This window comes from Thermomonospora umbrina, from assembly GCF_003386555.1.
In the GTDB taxonomy this organism is placed as follows: domain Bacteria; phylum Actinomycetota; class Actinomycetes; order Streptosporangiales; family Streptosporangiaceae; genus Thermomonospora; species Thermomonospora umbrina.
This window is the reverse complement of the sequence record NZ_QTTT01000001.1, coordinates 6,935,332-6,950,523: the sequence shown is the minus strand read 5'-3', so window position 1 is coordinate 6,950,523 and position 15,192 is coordinate 6,935,332. Positions and strand designations below refer to the sequence as shown.

At 71.9% G+C, this 15,192-nt stretch carries 16 protein-coding genes; 6 read left to right on the top strand and 10 right to left on the bottom strand.

The genetic code is table 11. The annotated features are described in order from the left end of the window. Positions 1 to 9: 9 nt before the first annotated feature. The 5 genes from DFJ69_RS31470 to DFJ69_RS31445 all read right to left on the bottom strand — a co-directional run bounded on the left by DFJ69_RS31470 (position 10) and on the right by DFJ69_RS31445 (position 5,070). Positions 10 to 1,896 (bottom strand): anthranilate synthase family protein, encoded by a 1,887-nt coding sequence (locus tag DFJ69_RS31470; protein ID WP_211328882.1) that lies wholly within the window; start codon positions 1,894 to 1,896, stop codon positions 10 to 12. After that, positions 1,893 to 2,516, bottom strand: a complete 624-nt coding sequence (locus DFJ69_RS31465; protein ID WP_116025930.1) for an isochorismatase family protein — start codon at positions 2,514 to 2,516, stop codon at positions 1,893 to 1,895. Before DFJ69_RS31465 ends, DFJ69_RS31470 begins: the two co-directional genes overlap by 4 nt. A gap of 28 nt (positions 2,517 to 2,544) precedes the next feature. Further along, positions 2,545 to 3,705 (bottom strand): 3-deoxy-7-phosphoheptulonate synthase, encoded by a 1,161-nt coding sequence (locus DFJ69_RS31460; RefSeq protein ID WP_116025929.1) that lies wholly within the window; start codon positions 3,703 to 3,705, stop codon positions 2,545 to 2,547. Continuing rightward, the gene (locus tag DFJ69_RS31455; protein WP_116025928.1) at positions 3,702 to 4,190 is read right to left on the bottom strand and encodes a PhzA/PhzB family protein; all 489 of its coding nucleotides are present in this window, start codon (positions 4,188 to 4,190) and stop codon (positions 3,702 to 3,704) included. The genes DFJ69_RS31460 and DFJ69_RS31455 overlap by 4 nt, the downstream gene beginning before the upstream one ends. Before the next feature lie 259 nt (positions 4,191 to 4,449). Continuing rightward, entirely contained in the window at positions 4,450 to 5,070 is a 621-nt protein-coding gene (locus tag DFJ69_RS31445) for an ATP-binding protein (RefSeq protein ID WP_116025926.1), read from the bottom strand. A gap of 201 nt (positions 5,071 to 5,271) precedes the next feature. Here DFJ69_RS31445 and DFJ69_RS31440 point away from each other — a divergent pair, with 201 nt between their 5' ends. Continuing rightward, entirely contained in the window at positions 5,272 to 5,880 is a 609-nt protein-coding gene (locus DFJ69_RS31440) for a PadR family transcriptional regulator (RefSeq protein ID WP_116025925.1), read from the top strand. Positions 5,881 to 5,936: 56 nt separating this feature from the next. On the opposite strand, the gene DFJ69_RS31435 is transcribed toward DFJ69_RS31440, so the two are convergent. From DFJ69_RS31435 to DFJ69_RS31420, 4 genes are all read right to left on the bottom strand, one after another. Beyond that, positions 5,937 to 6,761 (bottom strand): ABC transporter permease, encoded by an 825-nt coding sequence (locus DFJ69_RS31435; protein WP_116025924.1) that lies wholly within the window; start codon positions 6,759 to 6,761, stop codon positions 5,937 to 5,939. Next, on the bottom strand, positions 6,758 to 7,717 hold the full coding sequence (locus tag DFJ69_RS31430) for an ATP-binding cassette domain-containing protein (RefSeq protein WP_116025923.1): 960 nt from the start codon (positions 7,715 to 7,717) through the stop codon (positions 6,758 to 6,760). Before DFJ69_RS31430 ends, DFJ69_RS31435 begins: the two co-directional genes overlap by 4 nt. Before the next feature lie 121 nt (positions 7,718 to 7,838). Further along, positions 7,839 to 8,381 carry a YdeI/OmpD-associated family protein gene (locus DFJ69_RS31425; RefSeq protein WP_116025922.1) on the bottom strand — a complete coding sequence of 181 codons (543 nt, stop codon included), beginning with the start codon at positions 8,379 to 8,381 and terminating at the stop codon, positions 7,839 to 7,841. Further along, positions 8,378 to 8,788, bottom strand: coding sequence for a VOC family protein (locus tag DFJ69_RS31420; protein WP_116025921.1), 411 nt, complete (start codon positions 8,786 to 8,788; stop codon positions 8,378 to 8,380). Before DFJ69_RS31420 ends, DFJ69_RS31425 begins: the two co-directional genes overlap by 4 nt. A gap of 312 nt (positions 8,789 to 9,100) precedes the next feature. Here DFJ69_RS31420 and DFJ69_RS34690 point away from each other — a divergent pair, with 312 nt between their 5' ends. Continuing rightward, positions 9,101 to 9,298: a hypothetical protein gene (locus DFJ69_RS34690; protein WP_170177883.1), complete on the top strand. Its 198-nt coding sequence runs from the start codon at positions 9,101 to 9,103 to the stop codon at positions 9,296 to 9,298. A gap of 24 nt (positions 9,299 to 9,322) precedes the next feature. Here DFJ69_RS34690 and DFJ69_RS31410 read toward each other — a convergent pair whose 3' ends face one another. Beyond that, positions 9,323 to 10,753, bottom strand: a complete 1,431-nt coding sequence (locus DFJ69_RS31410; protein ID WP_116025919.1) for a threonine/serine exporter family protein — start codon at positions 10,751 to 10,753, stop codon at positions 9,323 to 9,325. Positions 10,754 to 11,001: 248 nt separating this feature from the next. On the opposite strand from DFJ69_RS31410, the gene DFJ69_RS31405 reads away from it, so the two are divergent. The 4 genes from DFJ69_RS31405 (at position 11,002) to DFJ69_RS31390 (ending at position 15,037) form a co-directional block, all read left to right on the top strand. Further along, the gene (locus DFJ69_RS31405) at positions 11,002 to 11,934 is read left to right on the top strand and encodes an NAD-dependent epimerase/dehydratase family protein (RefSeq protein WP_116027041.1); all 933 of its coding nucleotides are present in this window, start codon (positions 11,002 to 11,004) and stop codon (positions 11,932 to 11,934) included. Next, the gene (locus tag DFJ69_RS31400; RefSeq protein ID WP_116025918.1) at positions 11,931 to 12,851 is read left to right on the top strand and encodes an RNA polymerase sigma-70 factor; all 921 of its coding nucleotides are present in this window, start codon (positions 11,931 to 11,933) and stop codon (positions 12,849 to 12,851) included. Before DFJ69_RS31405 ends, DFJ69_RS31400 begins: the two co-directional genes overlap by 4 nt. A 189-nt stretch (positions 12,852 to 13,040) precedes the next feature. Then, complete coding sequence (locus tag DFJ69_RS31395; protein WP_116027040.1) at positions 13,041 to 14,297, top strand: serine hydrolase domain-containing protein; 1,257 nt, start codon at positions 13,041 to 13,043, stop codon at positions 14,295 to 14,297. 86 nt (positions 14,298 to 14,383) lie between these two features. Continuing rightward, the gene (locus DFJ69_RS31390) at positions 14,384 to 15,037 is read left to right on the top strand and encodes a class I SAM-dependent methyltransferase (protein ID WP_116025917.1); all 654 of its coding nucleotides are present in this window, start codon (positions 14,384 to 14,386) and stop codon (positions 15,035 to 15,037) included. Positions 15,038 to 15,192 lie beyond the last annotated feature (155 nt).

Sequence of the window (15,192 nt, the reverse complement as noted above, 5' to 3'; positions counted from 1 at the left end):
CTCCCAAGGTCAGGCGACACGGACGCCCAGCGCGTCCCGCACGGCGCGGGCGACGATGTCGGGGCCCCTCCGGGTCAGCACGGACTCGGCGTGGAACTGCATGGAGGCGAAGGCGGGGCCGCGCAGGGCGTGCACCTCGCCGGTCTCGGGGTCGCGGCAGATCTCCACGGCCCCCACGCCCTCGACGTCGGCCTCGTCGTCCCGGCTCCGCGCGGCGAACGTGTTGTAGAAGGCGACCCGCTCGCGGCGGCCGAACAGGTCGATCTCCTTCTGCACGCCCTGGTTGGGGACCGTTCGGCGCACCACGGACAGGCCCAGCTCCAGGCTGAGCACCTGATGGCTGAGGCACACCGCCAGGAACGGCCGGCCGCGGGCGAGGAGGTCGCGGATCGCGGACCTCAGATGCTCCATCTTGGGGTGGCCGCGCTCCCCCGGGTCGCCCGGTCCCGGGCCCAGCACCACCAGGTCGTGCCCGTCGAGGGTGTGCCTCTCGTCGAAGCGGCGGACCGTGACGTCGAGCCCGAGGGACCGCAACTGCTGGTCGATCATGGAGGTGAAGGTGTCCTCGGCGTCGACGATGAGCACGGTGCGGCCGAGAAGGTCGGGCGGGGGCCCGTCCCGCTCCGCGCCGCCGCCCTGCCAGAAGCCCGCGATGCCGGCGTTGCGCCGTTCCAGCGCCGCGCGCACGTCGGGATGGGCGGCGAACGGGGTGGGCCCCCCAGACTCCAGGGCGTTGAGGAGCCCGGCCGCCTTGGCCCTGGTCTCGGCGACCTCGGAACCCGGGTCCGAGTGCCGCACCAGGGTGGCGCCCACGCCGATCCGCGCCCGGCCGTCGCCGTCGATGTCGGCGGTGCGGATGAGGATCGTGGAGTCGAGGGTGCGCCCGCCCCGTTCGTCACGGCCGATGAGCGCCGCGACACCGCTGTAGTAGCCGCGCCCCTCCCCCTCGTACCGGGAGATGACCCGGCACGCGCTCTCCAGGGGGCTGCCGGTGACGGTGGGCGCGAACATCGTCTCGCGGAGGACGTCGCGCACATCCTGCGAGGTGCGGCCCTTGATGAGGTACTCGGTGTGGGCCAGGCGCGCCATCTCCTTGAGGTACGGGCCGACGACCCGGCCGCCCGTGTCGCAGATCCGCGCCATCATCTTGAGCTCCTCGTCGACGACCATGTAGAGCTCGTCGGCCTCCTTGCGGTCGGCGAGGAACCGCATCACCTCGGGGAGCGTGGGGCCGGTGGGCGGGTAGCGGTAGGTGCCGCTGATGGGGTTCATCACGGCGATGCCGTCGTTGACGCTGATGTGCCTCTCGGGCGATGCGCCGACGAAGGTGCGGGAGCCGGTGTGCACGACGAACGTCCAGTACGCGCCGGACTCGCCTTCGAGCAGCCGACGGAAGAACGCCAACGCGCTGTGCGGCCCGTAGTCGCCGATGTCGGCCACGAACGAGCGTCGGATGACGAAGTTGGCGCCGTCGCCCCGCCCGATGACCTCCTTGAGGACCCGCCGTACCGTCTGCGCGTACGTCTCGTCGTCCACGTCGAAGTGACCGTCCGACAGCGGGGTCGCCACCTGCGGCAGCCGGGGCAGCGCCTCGACGGTCGGCACGGTGCGCTGGCCCGTCACGGTCATCGCGATCAGCGGCGAACCGTCGTCGACGCAGGCGAAGCCGCGTTCGGTGATCTGCCGGTAGGGGACGACGACCAGGGTCTCGTGGTGGGCGCCGCGATCGGGCGGCGGTTCCTCCGACAAGGGGATGTCGGCCAGCGACTCGGGCAGCGACACCGTGCCGACCAGCACGTCCAGCCGGTCCGTGCCGGCCGCGTCCGGGCGGTGCAGCAGCGCGAACGGCGGCGGCCGTCGGCCGAGCACCTGGTCGAGAGGGTCGGTCGCGTTCACGCCAGGACCTCCTTGGTGGTGGTCACCACGGCGCAGCATTCCGCCGCGTACCGCAGCGCCAGGTCGTGGTGTTCGCGGGAGAAGTCCGCGACGGCGTCGGCCGCCAGGAACGTCTCGATGTCGTTGCTGTACGCCTCGACCGCCGTCATCAGCACGCCGACGTGGGCGTACACCCCGCACAGGACGAGCTGGTCGCGGCCGGCCGCGCGCATCCTCTCCAGGAGCGTGGAGCGGAAGAACGCGCTGTAGCGCCACTTGGTGAGCGTCCAGTCGTCGGGGCCCGGCGCCAGTTCGGGCACCACCTGCCGGTCCTGCGGGGTGGTCCGCATGCCGGGGCCCCAGAAGTCCTTGAGCAGGCCCCGTTCGTCCTCGGTCATGCCACCGGGTTGCGCGGTGTAGGCGACCTGGACGCCGCGGGCCGCGCACCGGTCGCGGAGCAGCGCCGCGTTGGTCAGGAAGCTGCGACGCACGGCGGTCGGAAAGGGCGCCAGGAAGTACTTCTGCATGTCGTGGACGAGCAGGACGGCCCGCTGCGGGTCGACCGTCCAGCGCGCGGTGTTCCTGGGAAGGTCGCGCGCGGACGGCAGGCGGTAGGGCCTGATGGTCGGTATTCCGGTCATGGTGAGTCGAACTCCTGTCGGTGGTCGGTCAGCCTCGCCAGGCCGCGACCACGGAGAGCGCCTGCTGCGGGTTGAGCCGCGGGTCGCACAGGCTCGTGTAGCCGTCGCCGACGCGGGCGAGATCGGACGGGTCGGTGGCGCACTCGGTGACCTCGTCCGGCGTGGTCTCCAGGTGCAGTCCGGCCGCCACGCCGCCCGCCGCCTCCACGGCCCGCCGGAACAGCACGACCTCGCGGCGGAGCGTGCCGACGATCCGGGTCTTCCTCCCGCCGGGCGCGACGACGGTGTTGCCGTGCATGGGGTCGCAGATCCAGCACACCGGATGACCGGCGTCGCGGACGGCCCGGACGAGCGGCGGAAGGCGGTCGGCGACCAGGTCCGCCCCCATGCGGGAGATCAGGGTCAGCCGGCCGGGCTCCCGTCCCGGGTCCAGCCGCTCGCACAGCGCGAGCAGGGCGGCCGGCGTCGTGTCCGGCCCGACCTTGCACGCCACCGGGTTGAGGACCTCGGCGAGCAGCGCCGCGTGGGCCCCGTCGGCCTGGCTCGTCCGCTTGCCGATCCATGGCCAGTGGGTGGAGCCGAGGAACGGTCGTCCCTCGTCGTCGCGGCGCAGCAGCGGCCTCTCGTAGTCGAGGAGCAGCGCCTCGTGGCTGGTCCAGACGGGCCGTTCGAGGCCGTGCGCCGGGTTCCCGTCCCGCCAGCCGAGGTGTTCCATGATGTCGGCGGCGGCCATGTAGCCGATGAGGAGGCGCAGCGGATCGGGCCGCCGGCCCAGCGGGCAGGGCTCGGGGCCGTTGACCAGGTGCCCCCGGTAGGCGGGGACCTCCAGTCCGTCGACGTGCTCGACGGGGCTCGACCTCGGCTTGGCGAACTGGCCCGCGATGCGCCCGGCGCGCAGCACCGGCTTCCCGGTGGTCAGGCCCAGGGTGCCCGCCAGCATGTCGAGCAGCGCGACCTTGCGGCCCACCGCGCCGGCGCCGCACTCCTCCGGGTCCTCCGCGCAGTCGCCCGCCTGGACGATCAGCGCGTGCCCGGAGGCGACCTCGGCCAGCAGGGAGCGGAGCTCGCGCAGGTCCTCGGACCTGACGAGGGCGGGCCGGGACGCCAGCGCCGCACGGGCCCGCAGCGCCTGCGGCGGGTCGGGCCATTCGGGCTGTTGCACGGCCGTTCCGGGGCTCACCCGGGTCATGTGGGAATCCCTTCGCGTTCGATCTCGGGCACCGGGATGCCGAGCGCCCGCAGTTGTTGAAAGGGGTTCATGAACTCGCGGTTCCGCCTGATCCGGCCGTTCTCGAGTTCGAACGAGTGCAGGAAGTGGTTCTGGTAATGGCCCTCGGGGTAGCCGGGGAAGCAGATCCTGCCCCGGCCTTGGCACTCGACCCAGAAGTGGTTCGGGTCCTGCGTCTCGAAGACCGTGATGTCGTACCACTCCCAGTCGGGGAAGCAGCGCAGCGACCAGACGGCGTGCTCGGCCAGCCGGTCCCGGCCCCTGATGACGATCGGGGCGCCGGTGTCGGTCGTCCACAGGCCGCCGCTGCCGTCCTCGGTGAACAGCTCGTGCCGGCGCAGCCGGTCCGGGCCTCGGGTGTGCATGTACTTCTCGACGGTCGCGCGGTTGCGTCGGCGCAGCTCGGCGGCGTCGGCGAAGCCGTGCGACGCGGTGGTGTCGGACATGGACGGTCGGCCTTCCTGAGAGTCGTGGCGTCGGCGGCGCGGTGCGGCCGTCATCGGGCCCCTCCCCGGCCTCGGTCACCGAGCCGGTGCCGGGGGCGCTCCGCCCCGGCCGTCGGCGGCTCCGGGAGGGGTCGGCTTTCGGCTTCGATGAGGTGTTCGTAGATGTCGAATTCGATGGAGTCCCACGTGGTGATGTCTCCGTGGGTCCGCCTGAACTGCGCGGGTGTCACGGTCTGCATGGTGATCCCTCGTGAATGCGTCATTCCGTGCTTCGAGCCTGCCTGCCGGGGCACGGATCGGTCTTGTCCGGATGCGTCATGGACTTGTCGATGGGCGCACACCGTCCGGTGCGGCCGTTGCGGGTCGAGGGGCGATGCCGTTGGAGGAACCACACGCTCTTGGCGGGAACGGCCGGATCGGCGTCCAGCGTGGTCAGGTAGCAGCCGTGGCCGTGCGACAGCGCTCGGACGAGGTGGAGCCCGCGCCCGTGGTCGGACAGCGCGGCGACGGCCTCGTCCAGCGCGTCGTCGTCCGAGGACGGCTGCCGCCGGTCGGCGGCCCCCGGCCAGCGGGGAAGGTGTTCGGTGTCGGAGTCCAGCACCTCGCACAGCAGCGCCTCGCCGGAGACGCGCAGGCGCAGCGCGCGGGGTCCCCGCCCGTAGGCGAAGGCGTTCGCGACCAGTTCGCTGCACATGAGCGCGGCGTCGTCGATGGCGTCGGCGTCGACCCCCATCGCCTCGAGGGTCTCGTGGACCAGTCTCCGGGCGCGGGCCGCGGGATCGTGGTGTCCGTCGCCCCACACGCACGTCACCACGCCGGCGGACTCCTCCGCCGATGCCGCAGGAGGCGTCGAGGGCATGGTCTCGGTCAGCGGGCTCAAGGTGATCTCCTGCCGTGTGGTCCTGGGTGGTGATGTACGTCCAGGATGGGCGGCGGCGGGGTCGGGCCTCTTGCACCAGCGCGCACGGTACTTTGCCTGCCGCGAACGCCCCTCGGACGGGGACGCGGCCTCTTTCACGGCGTCCCGGGCCGGGACGACATACGCTGATCGACATCGAACGCGTCGGGCTGAGGGGGGCGGATGTCGGCGATCCGGTTGCTGGTGCTGGGCGCCGTGCGGCGACACGGGCGGGCCCACGGCTACCAGGTGCGCAACGATCTGGAGTTCTGGGGCGCCGACGAGTGGTCCAACACCAAGCCCGGCTCGATCTACCACGCGCTGAAGCAGATGGCGAAGCAGGGATTGCTGCACGCCTACGAGACCGCGCCCAGCACGGCGGGCGGCCCTCCGCGGACCGAGTACGAGGTCACCGAGGAGGGCACCGCCGAGTACTTCAGGCTGCTGCGCGAGGCGCTGACCAACCCCGACGAGATGGACGTGCTCTCGGCCGGCCTCGGCTTCATGGTCGACCTGCCGAGGGAGGAGGCCACCGCCCTGCTGAGGCGGCGGATCGAGGGGCTCGAGACATGGCGGGAGGCCGTCACCCGGTACTACACGCCGGAGGACGGCCCCGAACCGCTCGGCCACATCGGCGAGATCATGCACCTGTGGGTGAACACGGCCGAGGTCGGCGTCGCGTGGACGCGCGCGCTGATCGAGCGGATCGAGGGCGGAGCGTACGCGTTCGCGGGCGAGGGCGGGGACCCTTTCGCCGGGGTGCTCGCCGAGGAGCATGAGGACGACGCCTGACCCACGCGGCGCGCCCCGTGCCGAGAGAGGCTCTCGACACGGGGTCGGCGTCGGGTTCAGCGGCTGAGGCCCCGAAAGCGCGCCGCCGCCATCGGAAAGACGACCGCGAGCAGGGCGAGGGGCCACACCACGGCCAGGAGCACGGCGTGTTCGGCCGCCCAGGACTCACCCGTCACGCCGGGGTTGCCGAACAGGTCGCGCACCGCGGTGGCGGAGGCCGTCATCGGGTTCCACTCGGCGAGCGCGCCCAGCCAGCCCGGCATGGACTCGGGCGAGGCGAAGACGCCGGAGCTGAACGCGATGGGCCAGACGAGGATCTGGACGGCCATGACCAACTCGGGCCGGCCGACGATCAGCCCCAGCCAGATGCCGCACCACAGCATCGCGAAGCGCAGCAGGAACAGCAGCCCGACCGCCGCCAGCGCCGAGGTGTACGACCCGTGCCAGCGCCAGCCGATGAGGAGGCCCGCCCCGATCATGAACAGCAGGGCGACGACCGACTCCAGCATGTCCGCGACGCTGCGTCCCACCAGGACCGTCGAGGGCGCCATGGGCATGGACCGGAACCGGTCCAGGACCCCCTTCTGGAGATCCTGCGTGACCGCGGTCATCGTGGCCTCCAGGCCGAAGGCCATGGTGAGCACGAGCATCCCGGGGACCAGGAACTCCTTGTAGTCGCCGCCCCCGGCGACCACCATGCCGCCGCCGATGAAGTACGCGAACATCACCAGCATCATCACCCCGAACCCCAACCCCAGCGCCACCTGCGCCGGTCGGCGGGCCAGACGTGCGAGTTCGCGCCTCGTCATGTTCCACGAGTCGGTCAGCCACCAGCGGAGTCGCCCTCCGGTGGGCGCGGTCGGTGCCGTGGTGGTCGTCATGCGGACTCCTCGCGGTCGGCGGTGAGCTGCAGGAACGCCTCGTCCAAGGTGGGGCGCCGCACGGTGAGGTCCTCGGCCTCGATGCCCGCGTCCTGAAGTCCTCGCACCAGGTGGGTGAGCGCGCTCATCCGGTCGGCGACCGGTGCGCTGATCCGGCGGCCGTCCGGGTCGGTGGCCACGGCCCCGCCGCCGGGGATCCCTGCCAGGACGGCCGCCGCGTCCTCCAGCCGATCGGCGTCCCGGACGACCACGTCGATCCGATCCCCGCCCACCTTCGCCTTGAGCTGGTCGGACGTGCCGTCGGCGATCACGCGGCCGCCGTCGATGACCGAGATCCGGTCGGCGAGCCGGTCGGCCTCCTCCAGGTACTGGGTGGTCAGCAGCACGGTGGTGCCGCCGCCGACCAGCGAGCGCACCGCGTTCCACACCTCGGTGCGGCCCCGCGGGTCGAGGCCCGTGGTCGGCTCGTCCAGGAACAGGACCCGCGGCTCGACGATGAACGACGCCGCCAGGTCGAGACGGCGTCGCATTCCGCCGCTGTACGCCCGGACCGGCTTGCGGCCGGTGTCGGCGAGGTCGAACCGTTCCAACAGCTCCCCCGCCCGCACGGCCGCCGTTCTCCCGCCGAGGCGGTGCAGTCGGCCGAACAGCTCCAGGTTCTGCCGGCCCGACAGTTCTTCGTCCAGCGCCGCGTTCTGCCCCAGCAGACCGATGCGTCGGCGGACCTCGACCGGGTCGCGGCCCACGTCGATCCCGGCGACCCACGCCCGCCCGTGCTCCACCCGGAGCAGGGTGGCCAGCATGCGGACGAAGGTCGTCTTGCCCGCGCCGTTGGGGCCGAGGACGCCGTGGACCGTTCCGCTCGCCACGGTCATGTCCAGTCCGTCCAGGGCCCTCTTCGCTCCGTAGGTCTTCCGCAGCCCTTCCGCGACGATCGCGAGATCGGGACCAGGCACATATCCCTCCAGGGACTAGGTATTCAAACTTGACTAGAAGGCCCACGATAACCGCGCCCCGACCCTCTGGTCAAACTTGAACAGTTCGACCCGGGGTCCCCGGCGGGGCGCGGTCAACGGATCATCGGTGCGACAGGTCGGCGATCGCCCGCCGCAGGCGGGCCTCGCGCCCGGCCGGGGTCCTGGCCTTCAGCAGGGGCAGGATCGTCAGGTACCGGGCGGTCTTGTCGAGCGCCTCGAAGCGGGCGGCGGCCTCCGGATGGGTCGCCAGCGCCTCGGCCAGATCGGGCGGAACGGTGGCGTTCCGCTGGGCCGCGTAGGCCGCCTCCCAGCGGCCGTCCGCCTGAGCGGCGGCGACCTCCGCCAGGCCGGGCGGACGCATGCGCCCGGCCGCGGTCAACTCCTCCACCCGCTCGACGTTCACCCTCGACCAAGGGCTCCCCTTGCGGCGTCGGGAGTAGCGCTGCAGGTAGAAGTGCTCGTCGAGGGGTTTGCGCTGGCTGTCGATCCAGCCGTAACACAGGGCGACTTCGAGCGCCTCCACGATCCTCAGCGACGCGACGGGCGCGCCCTTCTTGGCGATCTTCAGCCAGGCGCCGCCCTCGTCCTCGTGATGCTCGGCCAGCCACGCCTCCCACTGCCCGGCGTCCGCGAAGTGCATCATCGGCCCATGGTCTCCACGTAGTGCGGGTTGTACATGACACCCAGCACGTTGCCGAACGGGTCCACCACCGAGGCGGTGACGAAGCCCGCGTCGCCCTGCGCGGTGACCGGCATGTACTCCGTGGCCCCCATGGACAGCAGCCGTTCGAAGGCGGCCTGCACGTCGTCGACGTGCCAGTGCAGGACCGCTCCGCCCGGTGCGGTGGACGCGCCCGGCGGGGCGTAACGCCGGTCGATGAGACCCAGCTCGGTCTGGTGGTCGCCGATCCTGAACTCGTAGTAGGCCGCCGGCAGCCCGTTGCCCGGGCGCTCGAAGTACGGCTCGACCCCCAGCAGCTCGGCGTACCAGTCCTTGGCCGCTTCGAGATCGTCGGCCCAGATGTTGATGGTGGCGGGTCCTCGCAACATGTGCCGCTCCCTTCCTCTTCTGGAACTCTACGAACCTTTGAGGAACGGTTGATTCCTCAATTCCCGGGAGCCTCGAGGGAATGTCGGAGCCGTCGACCTGCGGGCCCGTGTCGCCCACGACGTCAGCGTCCGGTCACCGGGGCGCCCCTCCCCCGCCGACGGAACGACATCGGGCCGAACGACCATGGGACGCGCCTCGCCACCGGATCGACGGGATGAACGGGGCGGCCCGATGCATCGCCCCGGCCGGAATGATCGCAGTACGCTTACCGACACCGCGCCGGCGCCGGCGCCGCCTCCAGGGAGATCACCATGCTCGCCAAGTTCTGGCTCGGTCTCGTCAAGAGCCTCCTCGCCGTCGCCACGACGCTCATGCCCGCCTCCGTTCCCGCCATCGCCGGGATCGTGGCGGTCGGTTCCGTCGTCGCCGTCACGGCGGGCTGCGCCGCTCCGGACGACGATGACGACGGCGATGACGGTGACGACGGGGACAACGGCGACGACGACTGACCCGCCACGCCACCGCGACGGACCTCACGCATTGCGTGAGGTCTGTACGCGTCCGCCCCTGGCGCCGAGGATGTTGCCCAGGACGACACCCGCACCGATGGCGGTCGTGGTGAGGAGCGCCGCGAGCAGGTACCGCCCCGCTCCCGGCGCCCCCGCGCTGTACTGAGCGAGGCCGCGGTAGACGTCCGTGCTGGGCAGCAGCGTCCCCGCGATCCCCGGGAGGACGAACGCGGGCGACGGGATGTCGACCCTGGGGCTGAGGTATCCGCCGACCGTGCCGAGCACCGTCGCCGCCAGCAGCACCGCCATGGGGATCGGCAGTTCGAGCACCGTCACCCCGAACCTCCTGGCCACCGCCGCGAGCAGTCCCCCCAGCGCCGCGTACAGGATCAACCGTGCCGCGCCGCCCATGGAGATCGCGTTGGCGGCCGAGCCGATCACCGCGGTCAACAGGTACACGCCCACGGGAAGGGCCACGAACCGCAGTCCCTGCGATCCGCCCACGACCTGGACGTTGGGGGCCAGAACACCGACCGAGACGATTCCGGTGAAGAGCGCTCCGAGGGACAGCACCACGCTGATGAGCCGGACCGCCGCCGTGACGCCGAAGCCGGTGAGGGCGTCCTGGGCCAACGACACCACCGTGAGCGTGGGGAGCAGCAGAACGAGGTTGGCGGCGGTCATGCTCGCGGCGTTCTGCGCGCTCAGCAGCCCCATCTCCAGGGTCAGCAGCCCCAGACTCACGACGGTCGCGGACTGCACGATGACCACGTAGAAGCTCGGGATCCCGCTCCGGCCCAACAGCCATCCGGCGCGGTTGGCCACGACGAGCACCACCATCGCGGTCAGTGCGCCGAACAGGGTGCCGTTGGCCTGCAGGCTGATCGACGCCGCCAGCACCGCGCCCCCGGCCATCCTCACCCAGCCGGGCCACACCGGGACCATCCGCCGGATCCCCGCCAGCCGCCGCTCGCCCTCCTCACGGTCGACCCGCCCCGCGACGACGTCCTCCACAAGGGTGTGGAGCGCGGCCATCTCCACCAGATCGCGACTGTCGTCGGTGCGCGCCACCCTGATCATCACCAACGGCCACGTGCCCGGCGGCGCGTACTGGAGGGTGACCGTACGGCCGGCCACGATGGCCAGCTCCATGTGCGTCAGGCCGAGCGACGCGGCGGCCGCGATGATCGAGGTCTCGATCATCCGGGTCTCGGATCCGCCGACGAACATCTGCTCGCTGAGGTCGAGGAGGAACTCCATCACCTCCCGCGCCTCGGCCGGCGAGAGCGTCTCCCCCTCCGGGGTCACGTCCGCGAACTCGGTCCCTCGGAGCCGCGCCAGGAGCGGCATCCCCTTGCTGGGGCCGTGCTTGCGCTTGTGCCGGTGCGCCCAGTGCCGCAGGGCCGTGCGCGCGCGGCCCGCGGCCTCGGCCATCGTGTCGCCGTACGCCTTCAACGGCTCTCCCGCCCCGACCGCTCGGCCCGCTCTCCGGTCGCCCCCTCGTCCGCCGCGCCGCCGGCGTTCATCTCGACCAGTCTCCGTCCGCTCCCCGACACCTGATCTCACCTTGGCCGCGACCCGGGAAATCCCCGCTCTGCGACTTTCCAGACTTGGGCAAAGGAGCGACCCCCATGTCACACACGGCCGGGCTGTCTCGTCTCAGGTTGCGAAGACGGGCTCTGACATCGAGGAGGGTGATGGTCATGCGGGTGTTCGTGGCGGGTGGGACCGGGGTCCTGGGTCGGCGGCTGGTGCCGCAGTTGGTGGCGCGCGGCCACGAGGTGACGGCCACGACGACGAGCGCGGCCAAGCTGGGCCTGCCGGCGGGGATGGGCGCGGAGGGCGTCGTGATGGACGGGCTGGACGCGATGTCGGTCGGTGAGGCGGTGGCGGGCGCCCGGCCGGACGTGATCGTCCACCAGATGACCGCGATCTCCATGACGCACGCGGGCAAGCCCGACATGAAGCACATGGACCGGTGGTTCGCCCCCACCATCCGGCTGCGCACCGAGGGGACCGACCACCTGCTGGCCGCGGCCGAGGCCGTCGGCGTGCCCCATTTCATCGCCCAGGGCTACGCCAGTTGGAACGGGATCCGCGAGGGCGGATGGGTGAAGACCGAGGACGACCCGCTGGACCTGCACGAGGGAACGGTGGCGCAGGCGGGTCTGGAGGCGATCCGCCACGTCGAGGACGTGGTCGGCAGGGCGGGCGGCGCGGTCATGCGGTACGGGGGGCTCTACGGGCCGGGCGCCAGCGACGACCAGGTCGAGCTGTTGCGCAAGCGGCAGTTCCCGCTCGTCGGCGGCGGCGCCGGCCACAGCTCGTGGGTACATCTGGACGACGCGGCGAGCGCGACCGTCTTGGCCGTGGAGCAGAAGGCCAGGGGCGTATTCAACATCGTCGACGACGAGCCGGCCCCGGCGGGTGAGTGGCTCCCGCATCTGGCGGCGTGCGCGGGGGCGAGGAAGCCGATGCGGGTCCCCAAGTGGCTGGCCCGGATGCTGGCCGGGGACGTGCCGGTGGCGATGATGACCGAGGGACGCGGCTTCTCCAACGCCAAGGCCAAGCGGGAGCTCGGCTGGGAGCTGCGCTACCCCTCGTGGCGGCAGGGCTTCAAGGAGGGGCTGGCTTGACCCGGTCCGAGGAGTTCCAGGAGCTGCGGCCGCTGCTGTTCTCCATCGCGTACCGGATCCTCGGCAGCGTGGCCGAGGCCGAGGACGCGGTCCAGGAGACGTGGCTCCGCTTCGGGGCCTCGACGACGCGACCCACGTCGACCAAGGCCTACCTGTCGGCCACGGTGACCCGGATCTCCATCGACGTGCTGCGGTCGGCCCGCGTCCGGCGGGAGGCGTACGTGGGTCCGTGGTTCCCCGAGCCGCTGCTCGCCGACCCCTACGAGGACCCCGAGCGCTCGGCGGAGCTGGCCGACTCGGTGTCGATGGCGGCCCTGCTCCTGCTCGAACGGCTGAGCCCGCTCGAACGCGCGGTCTTCGTCCTGCGAGAGGTGTTCGGGTTCGGCTTCCAGGAGATCGCGTCGGCCGTGGAGCGGTCGGAGGGCGCGTGCCGCCAACTCGCCGTGCGGGCGCGCCGCCACATGGACGAGGGGCGGCCGAGGTTCGAGGCCGATCGGCGCGAGCGTGAGGAGCTCGCCGAACGCTTCTTCGACGCGTTCAAGGAAGGGGACCTCGACGGACTCCGGGAACTCCTCGCCGCCGACGTCCAGATGGTCGGCGACGGCGGCGGCAAGAGCCCGCAGTGGAAGCCCATCACCGGCGCCGGGAACGTGGCCCGGATCCTCGCCGCGATCGTCCCGCCGTTCGTCCGGATCGGCGGCGTGGTGGAGGCGCACCAGGTGAACGGCCAGCCGGGGGCGATCCTCCGCGACCGGGACGGCAAGATCCTCAACACGCTGGCGCTCGACATCCTCGACGGACGGGTCCAGACCATCCGCACGATCCTCAACCCCGACAAGCTCGCGCACATGGGCCCGGTGGCGGACGCCTGGGCGATCCTCCGCGAGGCGAACCGAGCCCGCCGCCGGCCGCTTTGATCCCGGCGCCCTCCGTGGACGGTCGAGCGCCGAGGCCGGCCCCCGCAGGTCCTCGATGCCCGGGGATCGGGGTGTATCGCGGGCGTATCGAAATTCGCATACGCCGCCGCAACAGTCCTCCGACTTGGGTGGGCGTGTGGACCACAGCACATCGGTGGTCGGTTCGTCGATCGGAAAAGGACCGTGATCATGGACTCGGATTCCGCACGTGGCATCGACCGGCGGCGGCTGGTCGGGTGGGGCGGGTTGGCCGCCGCCGGCGTGGTGGCGGCCGGCGCGCCGCTGGTGGGCGCCCGGCCCGGCCACGCCGCGCCCGAGCCGTCGGGGCGCGAACGGATCCCGTCGGACACCCGGCCCGGCGGAGCCTACGACCGGTACGTGGCGAAGCTGGCCGCCGACGGCAGGTTCTCCGGCGTCGTGCTGCTGTCGCATAGGGGCCGGACGGTGCTGTCGCGCAGCTACGGCATGGCCGACGAGGAGAAGGGGATCCCCAACGGGGACAACATCGCCTTCAGCCTCAGCTCGGCGGGCAAGCCGTTCCACGCGGTGGCCATCTTGCAACTGGCGCAGCGGGGCCAGGTGAACCTGTGGGACACGGTGGGCACCCACCTGACGGGCTACGCCAAGGAGATCGCCGAGAAGGTGACCATCCACCACCTGCTCACCGGCACCTCCGGGATGAAGACCCCGCAGGAGGACGTGCAACGCATCTTCCAGAGCCGGAAGGAAGTGCACGATTTCTACGAGCAGTGGGCCCGGCAGGCGACGCCGGAGGCCCCTCCCGGCACACCCAGCAGCCACTCCGGCGCCGAAGTCGCCATCCCCGCGCAGATCATCGAAGCCGTCACCGGCAAGACGTACTGGGACTACGTCCAAGAGAACATCTTCAAGCGCTGCGGCATGACCGGTTCGGGGTTCTACACCAGGCCGCAGTGGCTCACCGACGAGCACATCGCGCACCCGTACATGACGCAGGCCGACGGCAGCCGAGTGGACGCCGTCCGCAATCTGGACAAGGGCAGTCCCGACCCGTACGTCCTGGGCAAGAACCCGGGCCGCGCCTTCATCGACGCCCCCGGGGACGGCGGCTTCGCCACCGCGCCGGATCTGGTCCGGTTCGCGCGTGCGCTGGGCGACGGCACGGTGCTGGACCGGCACTACGCCGAACTGTTCACCGGGGCCAAGCTGCCCCTCGCCCCCCAGGTCGGTGGCCTGGCCCGCCGGGCGGCCCCCGCCGACGCGTCGTTCGCGGCGTACCAAATGCCGGTCAGCCTGGTCAACGGCCAGTGGGTGTGGAGCCGCGCGGGCGCCAACCCCGGTGTCGGCGCCAACTGGACCATCTACCCGGACACCGGCTGGGTCGGCGTCATCCTCACCAACCGCGACGGCGCGCCGCTGTGGGAGATCGTCGAGCAGGAGATCCAGGCCGTCACCGGGCGGAGCTGACACGCGGGCCCGGCGGGCCGGGCACGCTCCCCGAGGCCGGGCGCGGCCGTACGGACGCCGGACCACGCGGACTAGGGTCGTCAATCATGATCGAGTCCTCCTCCCTGGACGCCACCCGCGCGGCCTACGACGCCGTGGCCCCCCGTTACGCCGAGCTGTTCCGCGACTCGGTCGAGGGCCGGCCGCTGGATCTCGCCCTGGTCACCGCGTTCGCCGAGTTGGTACGAGCCGCGGGCGCCGGGCCGGTGGCCGACCTCGGATGCGGCCCCGGCGGCGTGACGGCGCGCCTGGCCTCCCTCGGGGTGACCGCCTTCGGCGTCGACGCGTCGCCCGCGATGATCGAGCTGGCCCGCCGGGAGTACCCGGACCTGCGGTTCGACGAGGGTTCGATGCTCGCGTTGGACATCGCGGACGGCACGCTGGGCGGCGTTCTCGCCTGGTACTCGATCATCCACACTCCTCCGGAGGACCTGCCGGTGATCTTCGCGGAGTTCGCGCGGGTGCTGGCGCCGGGCGGTCACCTGCTCCTCGGGTTCTTCGCGACCGACGACGACTCGCCGCACCGGGCCCAGCCGTTCGACCACAAGGTCTCCCTCGCCCACCGGCTCTCCATCGACCACGTCGCGGACCTGGCGTCCAAGGCCGGGCTCACCGAGGTCGCCCGGCTGCGCCGTGAGCCGGGCGACAACGAGAGGTTCCAGCACGGCCGCCTCCTCGCCCGCAAACCGACGGAACCGTAGGCCCGGCCGGCAGGTCGACGGAGGAGGACACGGACCTGGTCCGGCGGCATCGACGACTTGGAGAACGCGGCGCCCGGCGGTGCGGCGGGCGGCTGAGCGGCGTCATCGCCACGTGGCCCGTGCCCGGGACGTGCGCCGGCCCGGCCCGGATCGAA